Source organism: Rhodococcus sp. LB1 (assembly GCF_001583455.1).
GTDB classification, from domain to species: Bacteria; Actinomycetota; Actinomycetes; order Mycobacteriales; family Mycobacteriaceae; genus Rhodococcus_F; species Rhodococcus_F opacus.
Map to the genome: position 1 here is coordinate 1 of NZ_LTCZ01000072.1, position 13,913 is coordinate 13,913.

General features: G+C 67.5%; 14 protein-coding genes and 1 pseudogene. 7 read left to right on the forward strand and 8 right to left on the reverse strand.

What is annotated here, in order from left to right; all coding sequences use genetic code 11:
- A partial coding sequence (locus AZG88_RS13250; protein WP_331712258.1) for a 4-hydroxyphenylacetate 3-hydroxylase N-terminal domain-containing protein occupies nt 1–377 on the reverse strand: 377 nt, incomplete at its 3' end.
- Between the two features lie 20 nt (nt 378–397).
- Nucleotides 398–970, reverse strand: a complete 573-nt coding sequence (locus AZG88_RS13255; protein WP_005251128.1) for a flavin reductase family protein — start codon at nt 968–970, stop codon at nt 398–400.
- Nucleotides 971–1,208: 238 nt separating this feature from the next.
- Between AZG88_RS13255 and AZG88_RS13260 the strand changes: the two genes are divergently transcribed.
- Both AZG88_RS13260 and AZG88_RS13265 read left to right on the forward strand, forming a co-directional pair.
- On the forward strand, nt 1,209–2,156 hold the full coding sequence (locus tag AZG88_RS13260; RefSeq protein ID WP_061697943.1) for an AraC family transcriptional regulator: 948 nt from the start codon (nt 1,209–1,211) through the stop codon (nt 2,154–2,156).
- Nucleotides 2,157–2,272: 116 nt separating this feature from the next.
- Nucleotides 2,273–3,752, forward strand: a pseudogene (locus tag AZG88_RS13265) (DUF222 domain-containing protein).
- Here the strand turns inward: AZG88_RS13265 and AZG88_RS13270 are convergent.
- From AZG88_RS13270 to AZG88_RS13280, 3 genes are read right to left on the reverse strand one after another with little or no spacing between them, the layout of a single operon-like run.
- On the reverse strand, nt 3,649–4,860 hold the full coding sequence (locus tag AZG88_RS13270) for a cytochrome P450 (RefSeq protein ID WP_025433257.1): 1,212 nt from the start codon (nt 4,858–4,860) through the stop codon (nt 3,649–3,651). The pseudogene AZG88_RS13265 and the gene AZG88_RS13270 sit on opposite strands and share 104 nt — an antisense overlap.
- Nucleotides 4,861–4,874: 14 nt before the next feature.
- The gene (locus AZG88_RS13275; protein ID WP_025433256.1) at nt 4,875–6,239 is read right to left on the reverse strand and encodes an NAD(P)/FAD-dependent oxidoreductase; all 1,365 of its coding nucleotides are present in this window, start codon (nt 6,237–6,239) and stop codon (nt 4,875–4,877) included.
- Nucleotides 6,229–6,447, reverse strand: a complete 219-nt coding sequence (locus AZG88_RS13280; RefSeq protein ID WP_005251142.1) for a ferredoxin — start codon at nt 6,445–6,447, stop codon at nt 6,229–6,231. The genes AZG88_RS13275 and AZG88_RS13280 overlap by 11 nt, the downstream gene beginning before the upstream one ends.
- A gap of 359 nt (nt 6,448–6,806) precedes the next feature.
- On the opposite strand from AZG88_RS13280, the gene AZG88_RS13285 reads away from it, so the two are divergent.
- Nucleotides 6,807–7,091 (forward strand): ANTAR domain-containing protein, encoded by a 285-nt coding sequence (locus tag AZG88_RS13285; RefSeq protein WP_061697948.1) that lies wholly within the window; start codon nt 6,807–6,809, stop codon nt 7,089–7,091.
- Here the strand turns inward: AZG88_RS13285 and AZG88_RS13290 are convergent.
- The gene (locus tag AZG88_RS13290) at nt 7,088–7,429 is read right to left on the reverse strand and encodes a TraR/DksA family transcriptional regulator (protein WP_005251144.1); all 342 of its coding nucleotides are present in this window, start codon (nt 7,427–7,429) and stop codon (nt 7,088–7,090) included. The genes AZG88_RS13285 and AZG88_RS13290 overlap by 4 nt on opposite strands.
- Nucleotides 7,430–7,513: 84 nt before the next feature.
- Here AZG88_RS13290 and AZG88_RS13295 point away from each other — a divergent pair, with 84 nt between their 5' ends.
- Nucleotides 7,514–8,275: a class I SAM-dependent methyltransferase gene (locus AZG88_RS13295; protein WP_061697944.1), complete on the forward strand. Its 762-nt coding sequence runs from the start codon at nt 7,514–7,516 to the stop codon at nt 8,273–8,275.
- Nucleotide 8,276: 1 nt separating this feature from the next.
- On the opposite strand, the gene AZG88_RS13300 is transcribed toward AZG88_RS13295, so the two are convergent.
- Both AZG88_RS13300 and AZG88_RS13305 read right to left on the reverse strand, forming a co-directional pair.
- The gene (locus AZG88_RS13300) at nt 8,277–8,816 is read right to left on the reverse strand and encodes a DinB family protein (RefSeq protein ID WP_061697945.1); all 540 of its coding nucleotides are present in this window, start codon (nt 8,814–8,816) and stop codon (nt 8,277–8,279) included.
- A gap of 42 nt (nt 8,817–8,858) precedes the next feature.
- Nucleotides 8,859–9,878 carry an Lrp/AsnC family transcriptional regulator gene (locus tag AZG88_RS13305; RefSeq protein WP_025433254.1) on the reverse strand — a complete coding sequence of 340 codons (1,020 nt, stop codon included), beginning with the start codon at nt 9,876–9,878 and terminating at the stop codon, nt 8,859–8,861.
- Between the two features lie 128 nt (nt 9,879–10,006).
- Here AZG88_RS13305 and AZG88_RS13310 point away from each other — a divergent pair, with 128 nt between their 5' ends.
- From AZG88_RS13310 to AZG88_RS13320, 3 genes are all read left to right on the forward strand, one after another.
- Nucleotides 10,007–11,251, forward strand: a complete 1,245-nt coding sequence (locus AZG88_RS13310; protein ID WP_025433253.1) for a M20 metallopeptidase family protein — start codon at nt 10,007–10,009, stop codon at nt 11,249–11,251.
- A complete protein-coding gene (locus AZG88_RS13315) occupies nt 11,248–12,564 on the forward strand; it encodes an MFS transporter (RefSeq protein WP_061697946.1) in 1,317 nt (438 codons plus the stop codon). Before AZG88_RS13310 ends, AZG88_RS13315 begins: the two co-directional genes overlap by 4 nt.
- A gap of 92 nt (nt 12,565–12,656) precedes the next feature.
- Nucleotides 12,657–13,799, forward strand: coding sequence for a lipase family protein (locus AZG88_RS13320; protein WP_061697947.1), 1,143 nt, complete (start codon nt 12,657–12,659; stop codon nt 13,797–13,799).
- Nucleotides 13,800–13,913: the final 114 nt, after the last annotated feature.

The following is a 13,913-nucleotide window of genomic DNA, read 5'->3' on the forward strand; positions in this document are numbered from 1 at the left end:
GCCCAGGTGGCGATGGCGTCACGATCCTTCAGCAGGTCGTCGGAGTTCTTGGGCGCCCGGAAGAACGGCATCGTCACACCCCCGCTGCCGGTGTCCGTCGGTGTGGTCAGGGTGTCGACGTGCTCACCGGTGTGCATCGCGTCGTAGAGGCGGGCGGTCATCCGGATCGGGTTACGGAACGCCGGATGCGTGGTGACATCCTTGACACGCTCGCCGTGCAGGTAGATCTCGCGGTCGTCGCGCAGCGACTCGATGTACTCGTCACCGGTCATCGGACGGGTGGCGAAGTTCGCGGTCCGGTTCGCTTCACAGTCGGCGGCGACATTGACCTTCGTGCGGTCGACGGCGCTCTCGGGGGCAGCTTCGGTGGTGGTCATGGTGTTCCTTTCGGTCAGGATTACGAGGCAGCCTGGGCGAGCTGCAGGTGGAGCGGAGTGAACGACGCGGCGGCGTCGAACCATCCGCTGTGGGGGTCGTCGAGGCAGCCGTTCCACGCCGTGGTGCCCGAGGTGGCACCGAGATCGTGGAAGGTGCTGCGGTAGAACAGCAGTGGGTCCTTTGTCGCGTCGACGGAGGCGTCGACGATCTCGCCGATGAAGATGATGTGGTCGCCGCCGTCGTAGGACGCCCAGGGTGAGCACGTGAGCGTGGCCGCGTTGCCGGACAGTGCGGGAGCGATGCCCGCGGAGTCCCACGCCGGTTCCGTCCGTTGCGGTTTGCCGGCAAAGTGCATGGCCGTGTCGAGCTGATCGGCGGCCAGAATGTTCACCGCGAACGGCGCATCGCCGAGGTAGCTGCATGCCTTCGACTTCCGGGTCAACGTCACCTGGCACAGCCGCGGCTCGATCGAGACGGCGGTGAAGGCGGTGACGGTCGCGCCGTGCGGCTCGCCGGCGGCATTGGCGCACGTGATCACGGTGACGCCACTGGCGAACTGGCCGAAAATGTTACGCAGAGTGCGCTGGTCCATTTCTCCTGACCGCCTTTCTGCACGATTCGTGCGGTAACCCCCGCGAATGGGGACCAGCACAACGTATGACGGGCATCACAGTCCGTCGATCCGCATTGCGAAGGCGCGATCCGGAACGCGAAACGGGTTCGCCGGACGGGGGTCGCCGGCACTTGCAGTGACGTGAGTCACAGGCGATGCTAAGGTCGGGAGTTGCCCATGCGCGGTCGTGGCGCGAGGTGAGAGGTCGGACGTACGCATGCGAGGACAGCTGGAAGGTCCCGGTTTCACCGACTGGGACGAGGTTCACGAGGTGGTCGCGGACGCGTACTTCCCTCACGAGCTGCGTCCGCTGTCGCGGGACACCGCGGCGCGGTCTTCGCTGGAGTCCTCGCAGATGGGCGCGTCCAGGCTCGCCCGGATCGGTTTCGGCGCGCCCGTGTCGATCGAGTCCGACCATCCCGGTGCGTACGGCATCAACATCCCCCTGGCCGGCCGCATCGTCTCCGTTACCGGCGGCACGGAAGTGACCTCGACGCCGGGTCTGGCCACCATCTGCCCGCCCGACACCCGCACCGTCATCACCAACTGGAGCAGTTCCTGCGAGATCATCGGATTCAAGGTGGACCGGGATTACCTGCAGCGCGAAATGGACCGCGTGCTCGCACGGCCCGGGCAGGAGTTGCCGCGGCAACTCGACCTGCGCACCGGAGCCGGCGCCGAGTGGCTGAGGTTCGTCCGTTCCGTCGCCGACCAGGCATTGCGCGAGAGCGTTCTCCTGCACAGCGATCAGGTGTCGCAACAACTGTGCGGAGCATTGACCACCGCGCTCGTGCTCACCGCGATGCCGGACGACGACGCAGGTGCGGCGGGAATCCGGCCGCGCATCGTCAAGCGAGTCATCGACGCGATCCAGCAGGACCCGGCCCGCCCGTGGAGCGCGGGGGAGATGGCCGAACTCGTCGGCGTGAGCGTCCGGCGCATGCAGCAGGGGTTCCGCGAATACGTGGGCATGACGCCGATGGAGTACCTCGTCGACGTGCGCCTCGAGCGTGTTCACGCCGACCTCACCGGAATCGGCGCCTGCGCAACCGTTTCCGAAGTCGCGACACGCTGGGGAATCATGCACACCGGCAGATTCGCCGCCGCCTACCGTCGCAAGTACGGCGTGACGCCGTCCGAGTCACTCCGCGATCGCGGGCTCTGATCGGTCCGGTGGGGAGGCGAGTTTCGCGTCCGAAACTTGTCGGACCCCCGCGGTAGTATTCGTACATGAGTTCGACTGGGGGGTCGGTGGGTAGCCGGGTGGCGGAGCATCTGTCGATGCTCGCTGCCGCGGTGGACGGGTTGCTCGATGCGGGGCTGGCCGAGTTGTCGGACTCTGATCTCGTCGAGGTGATGCGTGGGGTGGAGCAGTGCCTTCGACGCGCGGAGGCGGTCTCACACCGATTGGTCGTGGAGAGCGTGGAACGTTCGGTCCCGGCGAGTCTGGGGTATTCGTCGCCGAGGAAGCTCCTGATCGACGTGCTCCGGATCTCGGGCGCGGACGCGTCCGCCCGCGTCACCGCCGCCCGCGAGCTGGGTGGATTGGCACACTCTCGCTGGCGTTCCGATGCCACCGGTGTCGCCGGAAACCGCTGCGGCACAGAGCGACGGTGACATCGGCACGGATCATGTGCGGGCGATTGCGAAGGTGATGCGCAAGATTCCCCACGCCGTCGACAACGACGCGGTCGCCGACGCCGAGACCGTGCTCGCGAACTTGGCGAGAAGCGGAACCCCGGAGGATGTGGAGCAGGCCGGGCACCGGTTGCTGGCATACCTGAATCCGGACGGGAACCTCGGCGACGACCGCGACCGGAAACGCCGACGGGGCATCTCGATCGGTCGGCAGGACACCGAGCTGATGTCGAGAATCTCCGGTGAACTCGATCCCGTAGCGCGGGCGATGCTCGATCCGATCCTCGCCAAATGGGCGCGGCCCGGAATGAACAATCCGGACGATCCCGACTCGCCGGCCGGCGACGGCGAAGACCCCTCGATCGATCGTGACCTGTTGGCGGCGGCGGCCGCCCGCGATACCCGCACCGCAGCGCAGCGCAATCACGATGCGTTCAGCGCAGTGTTCCGGGCGCTGCTCGAGTCGGGGGTGCTCGGCCGGCACCGGGGTCTACCTGCCACGGTGATCGTCACGATGACGCTCGAGCAGTTGGAGCAGGCAGTCGGGGGCTTGGCCACGACCGCCACCGGTGGGTTGCTCCCGATCGCGGACGCATTAGCACTGGCCGAGGAGGCGCATCCGGTGCTCGCGCTATTCGACCATGCGGGTCGTCCACTGCACCTTGGTCGGCGGCGTCGTCTGGCCAATGCCGACCAACGGCTCGCGCTGATCGCCGCGGATGGGGGTTGCACCCGCCCGGGTTGCTCGGCACCGGCGAGTCTGTGTGCGGTGCACCATGTCACGGACTGGCACAAGGGTGGTCACACCGACATCGAGGGTCTCGCCCTGGTCTGCGACGCCTGCCACGCTCAGGTCAACGACGGTCCGGCCGGATGGGCGACGAGGTCCACGCCCCACCATTCCGCATACGCGGGCCGGACCGAATGGATCCCGCCACCACACATCGACCCCACCCGAAGACCGCGAATCAATCACCGTCATCACCCCGGTGAGTTGATCGACCATGCGCGGCGGTAACTCACCCACAGTCCACCAGCAGGTGCCGCGGACCTCGCAGCACCGGGTTGGGCCGGTAGGGCGGCGGGTCCTCGACGAGGCGCGGATTGGGGAGGCGGCGGATGAGCTCGGCAAGAGCCATCTGCCCCTCGAGGCGGGCGAGGGGAGCGCCGAAGCAACTGTGGATGCCGCTGCCCAGACCCACGTGCTGGTTGTCCGTGCGGTCGGGGACGAACTTGTCGGCGTCGACGAAGCGTTCGGGATCACGATTGGCCGATGCCAATGCCAGTACGAGCGGCGAACCCTTCGGGACGGTGACACCGTCGATTTCGATGTCCACGATCGGCGTCCGCTGGCCCAGGAGATGCACGGGCGGTTCGAAGCGGAGCAGTTCCTCCACAGCCTGCGGCATCAACTCCGGTTCGGCGCGAAGACGTTCGAGAACATCGGGATTGCGCAGGAAGGTCAGCATGCCGTTGGTGATGAGGTTGACGGTGGTCTCGTGTCCGGCGATGAACAGCAGGATGGAATTGGTGACCAACTCGACGGTGTTCAGCTGACCGTCGGGGCCCGAATCGTTGGCCAGCCCCGACAACATGTCGTCGCCGGGATCGCGGCGACGGTCCTCGATGAGACCTGCCATGAACATGGCCATCTCCATCTGGGCCTTCTGCGCCACTTTCACCTGCTCGTTGTCGGCGCTGGTGCGCCGCGGGTCGATGGCTGCCACCAACGCGTCGGCCCAGGCGTGGAACCTGGGTTCCTCCTCGTGGGGTACCCCGAGCAGTCGGCAGATCACGGTGACGGGGAAGGGGTAGGCGAAGTCGTCGACGATGTCGATGCGCTCCTTACCGTCCAGACCGTCGACCAGTTTCGTGACGAGTGTGGCGAGTTCGCCACGCATGGAGTCGATTCGGTCGGGGCTGTGCGGCGGACCGAACTGTCGCGTCGTCAGTCTGCGCAACCGATCGTGCTCGGGCGGATCGAGTTTGAGGAACGACTCCGGCCCGTCGCCGGCACGATCCGCGCCGGGAAGTCCCGGACCACGGTTGTGCAGATCGGAACTGATCCTCGGGTCGTGCAGGAGCGCCATGACGTCGTAGTATCGTCCGACGAGGTAGGAGCCGTTGTCCTGCGGCGCCACCCGGGTCTCACGAAGTTCCTCGTACAGCGGATACGGATTCGGCCGGCTCGCCTGGTCGGTGATCCGCTGGAACAGCTGCGCACGCGACATGGACACTCTCCCTGTTACTTCGGTAGCGAGACGAACTCGACGCGACGTTCGGTGGGCAGATGGCCGGTCACCGCGACGGTGGGTCCGTGGCTGAGAACGGCCGGGTCCGGCAACTCCGACGCACGCACCTCGAACGGCTCCGCCCGGTCCATGACGTCGAAGTCCGGGGGGAACGCGGCCGCCGACTCGATCAGTCCCCGGTAGAAGTCGAGCCACTTACCCTGATTGAACGCCACAGCGGCCGTGACGCGTCCGCGGAAGCCGTACGCCGCCACGAATCGCCGGTCGGCGACGGAACCCTGCGTGATCACCACCTGATCGGAGTAGGTGGGGATACCCACGGACTTGATGTTGACGCCGAACTGGCTGGACCAGAACGCCGGAATCTCCAGGTGCGGCCGCCGGCGGAGACCGTCGTGGATCATGTTGTGCGCTGCCACCTCGGCCTGACCGATCGCGTTACCCCAGTGCTCCAGTGCCAGCAGCTGGTAGTCGTAGAGCGGATGCGGTTGCCGCGCAACGTCACCGGCGACGAACACGTTGTCGGTGACGATGCCGTTGATGTCGAACGCCCGGCAACCGGCGTCGCACGTGACTCCCCGGGGCCCGGCGGCGAGACCGGAGCCGAACAGCCAGTCGGTGTTGCGGATGCTGCCCTGCGCGACGATCGCCACGTCGACGTCGAGTGTGGTCCCGTCCGACAGATGCGCACGGCGCAGTTGCCCGTTGCCGTCCCCGTCGAGCCCGGTCACCGTGACGCCGGTGCGCAGGTCGACGCCGTGGTCGCGTTGCATGTCGGCCGCGACCGCCGCCACCACTCCGCCGAGCGCGCCGACCAGCGGTGCCGGGCCGCGTTCGGTGACCGTCACGGACAACCCGCGCTCCCGGCACACCGACGCGATCTCCGAGCCGGTGAATCCGGCCCCGATCACCAGGACATGACGTGGTCCGGCGGACAGTCGCTCGTTCAGCCGGCGTGAATCGTCGCAGGTTCGGATGGTGAAGACGCCGTCGAGTGCGGCCTCGGACGAGTTCGACCACGGCCTGGCGCGGACGCCGGTCGCGATCAGCACCTTGTCGAACTCGACGGTGTCGCCGTCGCTGAGAACCACCCGGTTGTGCTCCAGATCGAGACTGGTGGCCCGCACGCCGAGCCGCCACTGCGCGTCGAGGTCCGGGCGGAAGGGCAGCGCCGCGTGGTCGGGCGGCATGATTCCGAGGAGCACGGCCTTCGACAGCGGGGGCCTGTCGTACGGCTCGTAGGGTTCGTCGCCGATCAGGGTGAGGGAACCGTCGAAGCCCTGCCCCCGCAGTGCCTCCGCGGCGCGCAGGCCCGCGAGCGACGCTCCGACGATGACGATCCGCACGTCACTGCCCATCGTGTCGGTCGGGGATGTCCGTGGTGATGGCGTGCACCGGGCACGCGGCGGCGGCTTGCGCCACGTGGTCGCGTTCGTCGTCGGTGGGGCCCGCGTCGTAGAGAAGAGCCTCTTCTCCGTGCAGGGTGAAGACGCCGGGTGCGAGGAATACGCACTGCGCGTAACCCTGGCACCGATTGAGGTCGACGACGAGTTTCACGTCAATCATCCCGATTCTGAACAGTTCTGGTCACACGGGTCCACAGGGACTGCGCGGCGCACGGCCGTCCGATCGCGTCGGGCGGAGACCTCCACCCGGAAACCAGTATTCCGGAATGGCCGAACTGTTCGGTTTCGATCCGCTGTTCTGGAGCCATTCAGAAATGTGGCGCCGCCCGGACCTACCGACGGGTAGTACCCTGAAGTAGTAACGAGAGTTACAAGTATCTTGCCCGGAGTTCGTATCCTGCTGGCGAGAAACAACTTTCGGACACGGTCTCGATTCGGCAACGCGGACGCCCGGATCGTGATGTGATGTGGTCACAAGAGACCGGCAACGCCCAGTGGCGACACCTCAGAGGCGGAAGATTGACGATCGAAGCTCACCGCGACACCCGCGCGACACGGCACCTGTCCGCTTTGGACGCTGCAGTACAGATCCTGACCACCGCGCGCGGAAGCTCGTACAGCGCGGACCAGGCCTTCGACGAACTACTCGATTCCTCCATGCGGCATCAGGTCGATGTCGGGGATCTGGCGGAAGCCCTCGCCGACCTCGCCGACGGCGTGCACCCCGCCGCAGACGACCATCGACGGGCACGGGACGTGGCCACCCGGGAATGGGGAGCCCTCCTGGCCGGCGACACGGGCTAGCCGGCGCAGTCGATACAGGTTTGCGCGGCAGGTAGCGCGTCGAGTCGCACATCGGCGATCGGCAGGCCGCACCGAACGCAGAGACCGTACGTCCCATTGTCGAGTCGCTGCTGCGCCGCCGCCAGATCCTCGACCTCACGCCGCGCGTCGGCCAGCAGCGCCGACACCTGGGCTCGTTCGAACGCGATGGTCGAGCCCTCGGGGTCGTGTTCGTCGTCGTCCGTGGTGAATTCCGAACCCTCCACGATCGCGGTGAAACGGCCGGTCAGCGATGCGATGCGGCGCTCGGCGTCGGCGCGCTCCTCGGCGATTCGGGCGCGGTGTTCCGGGACGGTCATGTCTGAGTCAACGTCGGTGACGGGCCGGTGCTTCCCCCGGTAATCCGCTCGATCGATCCGGGACTTTCTGTCAGGCTTCCCGGCATGGCACGCACATTCGAGGAGTTGGTGGCCGAGGCGGAATCCGTGTCGGTGGACGGCTGGGATTTCTCCTGGCTGGACGGCCGGGCCACCGAACAGCGGCCGTCGTGGGGTTATCAGCGCCTGATGGGTGAACGGCTCGCGCGCGCGAATGCCGCTCTGGACATCCAGACCGGGGGCGGGGAGGTCCTCGCCGGTGCGGCGAAGATGCCTCCTGTGATGGTGGCGATGGAATCGTGGCCGCCCAACGTCGCGAAGGCCACGGCGCTGCTGCACCCGCTCGGTGCGGTGGTGGTGGCGGACCCGGACGAGCCGCCGCTGCCCTTCGCCGACGGCGCCTTCGACCTGGTGACGAGCAGGCACCCCGCCACGGTGTGGTGGGACGAGATCGCCCGCGTCCTGGAACCCGGAGGCACGTACTTCTCGCAGCACGTCGGGCATGCGAGTGTTTTCGAACTCGTCGAGTACTTCCTGGGGCCGCAACCCGGGAAGGTGCGGCGTGGCCGCCACTACGAGGACGAGAGTGCGGACGCTCAGGCCGCCGGTCTCGACGTCGTCGATCTCCGCTTCGAATCCCTGCGGATCGAGTTCTTCGACATCGGTGCCGTCATCTACTTCCTGCGCAAAGTGATCTGGATGGTGCCCGGCTTCACCGTCCAGCAGTACCTCGAGCGGCTGCGGGAGCTCCATGAGCTGATCGAGGCGGAGGGCCCGTTCGTGGCGCACTCGACCCGCTTCCTCATCGAGGCTCGCACACGCGGCTGACTCAGCCCATCGACTTCGACCCGTCGAGAGCTTCCCTGATGATGTCGGCGTGCCCGGCGTGCTGCGCAGTCTCGCCGATGATGTGGAGGAGGACACGGCGGGCGGACCAGCGTGATCCCGGTTCGAACCACGGCGCTCTCGGCAGCGGATGCGAGATGTCGAGGTCGGGCAGCGAGGCCACGATCTCGTCGGTCCGGTGCGCCACCTTCGCGTACCGGTCGAGGACGTCGGCCAGCGTCTCGTCCTCGCGGAGTGTGAACTCCTTCTCGCGATTGTCGGTGCCGGTGCCGTCCGCGGGACCGCCGCGCACGGCATCGGTGCCGCGCACAATGAAGTCGGCCCACACCCGTTCGACGTCCGACACGTGTTTGACGAGTCCGCCCAGACACAGATCGCTCGCCGTCGTGCGTTGGGCCGCCTGCTCGTCGGTGAGGTCCCGGACGGAGTAGCGGAGGAAGTAGCGGTGTTTCGCCAGCGACTCCAGCAAGTCGGCACGCTCGCCGGTAGTCGACGTTTTCGCGGTAGAGGTCACGGTGATCACCTGCTCCAGCCGGTCCGATGGTGGCGCATTCGACCGTAGTGGTCAGCCGCCGTGCGCGGTGACATAACCGGTTGCGCGGCCGTGGGTGTCGAGTTCCCACCCCATCCGCTTCCGCGACCGGAGCGTTACCGACGAGTCGATGATCTCGAGGCTGGGGGCTCGACTTTCCAGCCACTCCTGAACCCGCAACAGGTCGGGCAGCGAAGGCACCCACATGCTGACGAGGAAGTTCGCGGGTCCGGTGAGCGACATGCACAACCTCAGTTCGGGCCGGGTGTTGACGATCTCCACGACTTCCCGGTGTGCGCGCACGGGCAGGCGGCACCACCAGGTGACGGTGATGGGCCACCGCGTCGCGTCCTGGGCCACGTCGCAGCGCAGCACCACCGCACGGGAGCGCAGCAAGCCCGCGAGCTGCCTGCGAACCGACGATGCCGGCCGGTCGATGACCGAGGCGATCTCGCGCGCGGACGCCCGGCCGTTCCGGGTGAGTTCGCGGACGAGAGCGCGGGCGACCTCGTCCGTCAGGCTTTCCGGCCGAGCCGATCCGGACTGCGGAGAGGTGTTCTCCAGTGCGGCGATCGCGGCGGACTGTGCCGTATCCAGGGAATCGAGGCGCCAGCGACTGCCCTCGGCGTGGAGTGCGGTGCACGTGTGGGTCCGGGTCGAATTGACGCTCGGGTGGCCGGGCAGTTCCTCGAGCACCAGGTCCGACAACTCGTGCAGGGATCCCGTCTGCACGGTCAGGATGAGGTCCCGCCCGCGCGCGGCATGCTCGATCGACGCCACCCGCGGGTCGCGGGTGAGGGCCTCCACCAGCGCCTTCGTGCCGCTGAGATCGCACGTCACCTCGATCATGGCGGTGAATGCACCGGCGCCCGTCATCGGCGCGGGGTACGCGGTGATCCAGGCCAGTCCCCGCTCGGTGATCGACTCCCACCGCCTCGCCAGCGTCGCGGACGTCGTCCGCAGGATCGGGGCGAGCTCGGACCACGTCGCCCGCGGACGGATCTGCAACGCGTGAATGAGCGAAAGCTCGGATTCTGTCAGCATTTCACGCATAGAACACTTTCTGAGTCAGTACAGATGATCGTTTTCGACGTTCTCGGCGGTCCGTCGTTCCGCGGATCACAGCATATGACCACTGACGCATTCGGTCGAGAAAGTGACCACCGACATAAGGGAGAGCAATGAATCTCGTGGACGACGCCCGCGCCCTCCAGGGCGACCTCGTGCAGTTGCGTCGCGTACTGCACCGCGAACCGGAGGTCGGACTGGACCTGCCGCGCACGCAGGAACGTGTCCTCGAGGCGTTGGACGGCCTGCCGCTCGAGATCTCGACGGGAACGAACACGACATCGGTGACCGCGGTGCTCCGCGGCGGCAGGCGCCCGATCGACGCCGCGCAGACGGTGCTGCTGCGCGCCGACATGGACGGACTCCCGGTCACCGAACAGACCGGACTCGACTTCGCGGCGCAGAACGGAGCCATGCACGGATGCGGGCACGATCTGCACACCGCTGCGCTGGTCGGCGCGGCGCAACTGCTCAGCCGTCATCGCGACCAGTTGGCGGGTGACGTCGTCCTGATGTTCCAGCCCGGCGAGGAGGGGTGGGACGGCGCCAAGGTGATGGTGGACGAGGGTGTGCTCGACGCCGCCGGGCGCCGCGCCGACACCGCCTACGGCATGCACGTCTTCTCCTGCCAGAAGCCACAGGGGCGGTTCTTCTCCAAGGCGGGCACGCTGCTCGCGGCGTCGTACAAGCTGACCGTCACGGTGCGCGGGGCGGGCGGACACGGATCGTCCCCGTCGACTGCCCGGGATCCGATCACCGCGATGGCCGAGATGATCACGTCGCTGCAGACGATGGTCACTCGGACGTTCGACGTGTTCGACCCCGTCGTGGTGACGGTCGCGAACGTGCAGGCAGGGTCGCGGCACAACATCATTCCCGACGATGCGCGGTTCGAGGCGACGGTCCGGTGCTATTCGCCCGCCACGTACGAGAAGGTGCCGACGGCGCTGCGTCGAGTGCTGGAGGGGGTGGCGTCCGCGCAACGGGTCGAGGTCGACGTCACCGTGGCCCCCGAGTTCCCGATGACGATCAACGACGTGGACGAGGTCGCGTTCGGTGCCGAAGTGGTCAGCGACCTCATGGGCGAGGACCGATACGAGACGGTCACGCACCCGATGGCAGGGTCCGAGGACTTCTCCTACGTCCTGCGGGAAGTGCCCGGTGCGTTCATCGGACTGGGCGCGTGCATGCCCGGCGCCGATCCCGCTGCCGCTCCCATGAACCATTCGCCCCGAGCGCAATTCGACGACGCGGTGCTCGCCGACGCCGCCGCCATCTACGCCGGACTGGCCGCTCGACGCCTGGACAAGGCCCGTTCCGACAATGCTGCTGTGGCGGCGGGGAGCGACGCACGATGACCGAGATCGCCACCGAGAGCGGGACCGTGAACACCGTCCAGCAGAGATCCGAGCGCTGGGAGAAGGCGCGCGCGATCGTCGGTGTGGGCACGGGAAACGGGATCGAGTACTTCGACTGGACCGTCTACGCGACGTTCGCCGCGTTCTTCGCCCCGCAGTTCTTCCACACCGGCTCCGCGGTCTCCGACCTGCTCGCGTCGTTCGGTGTCTTCGCCGTCGGATTCGTCGCCAGGCCGTTCGGCGGACTGTTGTTCGGCTGGCTGTCGGATCGGCGGGGACGCAAGCTGTCGATGACGCTCGCCGTCGGACTGGCGGCGATCGGCAGTCTGGTCATCGGTCTGACCCCGACCCACCAGACGATCGGCGTCGCGGCGGCGGTGGTCCTGGTCGTGGCGCGCCTCGCGCAGGGTGTCGCGCACGGCGGCGAGTTACCGTCCGCGCAGACCTACATCGTCGAATTCGCGCCGACGGCCCGGCGTGGACTCTGGTCCAGTCTCATCTACATCTCCAACACCACCGGGGTCGTCGTCGGCACGCTTCTCGGCGCACTGCTCACGACGACGCTGAGTTCGGAGCAGATGGCCGACTGGGGTTGGCGGGTGCCGTTCCTGCTGGGCGGCGTGCTCGGACTGTTCGTGTTGTGGATGCGGTCCCGGATGAAGGAGACCGAAGTCTACGAGGAGTCGGGTGACGAGACCGCGAAGCAGTCGATGTGGCAGCTGTTCCTGGCGCACCGGCGGCAGGTGTTCCAGATCCTGTTCTTCACGGTCGGCGGCACCGTCGTCTACTACGTGTGGGCCGTGTCGGCGCCGGCGTACGCGATCGCCGTCCGGGGCATCGATCCGTCCGGCGCACTGTGGGCGGGGGTCGGCGCGAACCTCGTACTGATTGCGTCGCTGCCGTTGTGGGGTGCGTTGTCGGACCGGATCGGACGCAAGCCGGTGCTGTACATCGGCAACATCGGTATCGCTGCCCTGCTGTTTCCGCTCAACGCCATGATCGGGCACAGCGCGGTCACGCTGTTCTTCGCGATGGCGATCGCCCTGTTCGTGATGGGCGCGATCCTGTCGGTCATGCCGGCAATGATGGCCGAACTGTTCCCGACCGGGTTGCGTGCCGCCGGTGTCGGAGTGCCGTACTCGATCGGTGTGGCCGCGTTCGGCGGGACGGCCGCGTACGTCCAGACGTTCTTCGCCGACCGCGGTACGCCTGAACTCTTCGAGTGGTACGCGCTCGCGCTGGTCGCGGTCTCGATCGCCGCACTGGTCACGATCCCCGAGACCCGGGGACGGGATCTCGCGTCCCAGACGTAGCGCACGTGAGTGGCAAAGCGTGCTCCTGCACGCTTTGCCACTCACGTGCGGGGACGCTCTATCTTGAAGCGGTGAAGACACACTCGGTACGGATGGCGCGAGCCGCGACATTCGTCGCGATCGCATCGCTGACAGTGGGCGGCACCTGCCTCGCCTCCCCGGCCGCGTTCGCGAACGAGGCCGAACGCGCGCCGGGGAGCGTCGTGGAGGTCGAGCCTCTGCCCGTCGACCTCTGGATCCCCGGTGCCGCCGACGCGCAGCGAATCACCTACTGGTCGATCGGGTCCGACGGGAGCCCCGCGCTCAGCAGCGGCGCCGTGTACGTGCCGCCGGGGGAGGCGCCCGACGGAGGATGGCCGGTGGTCGCGTGGGCGCACGGCACGTCCGGTCTCGCGGACGACTGTGCGCCCTCGCTCGTCGGGCCCGCGCTCCCCGAGCGGGACTACCCGTACCTCGGACACTGGCTCGAGCAGGGATATGCCGTCGTCTCCACCGACTACGTCGGCCTCGGCACACCAGGTGTGATGCCGTACCTCGACGGAAAGGTCGAGGCGCACAGCATCGTCGACTCGGTGAAGGCCGCCCGCGCCGTCGACGAGTCCCTGTCGAACAAGTGGGTCGTGGTCGGCCAGTCGCAGGGCGGCGGCGCCGCGATCACCACCGCCCGCTACGCCACCGAGTACGGCGGCGAGACGCTCGACTACCGGGGGGCTGTGGGAACGGGTGTGCCCGCGAACATCGAGCTGACACTGCTGCCACTCGGCCCGGGGGTGCCGCCCACGGCGATCCCCGCCGGCATCACGTCGTACCTGTTCTACATCCTCGCGGGACTGCGGTCGGCGCACCCCGACATCGACCTCGACTCGTATCTCACCCCGCTCGGCGCCCACTACGTGAACGCCGCGGAGCAGCTGTGCGTCAACGACCTTCACGACGCCGCGGACGGTGTAGTGGTCGGCGACCTGTTCAGCAAGCCGCTGAACCAGATCCCGAACTTCCACGGACTGCTCGTGGACTACATGGGCGTCCCGACGAGCGGGTACGACCGTCCCCTGTTCATCGGGCAAGGCCTGACCGACATCGACGTTCCCGCGCCCTCGGCGTTCGCGCTGGTGGCCGCGCTCACCGCGAACGGGGAGCCGGTCACGTTCAAGACCTATCCCACCGACCACAGCGGCACACTCGTCGATTCGCAGGCCGACACCATCCCGTTCGTGCGGGGGCTGTTCGACTGAGTGAACACGGCACTGTCCAGATTCCGGACAGTTGCTCGCCGCGCCCACGTGCACTATGGCGTGGGTCACACCGGGTGGGTACGTTCGGGTATGAGTCGTGCACCGGTGCACGAC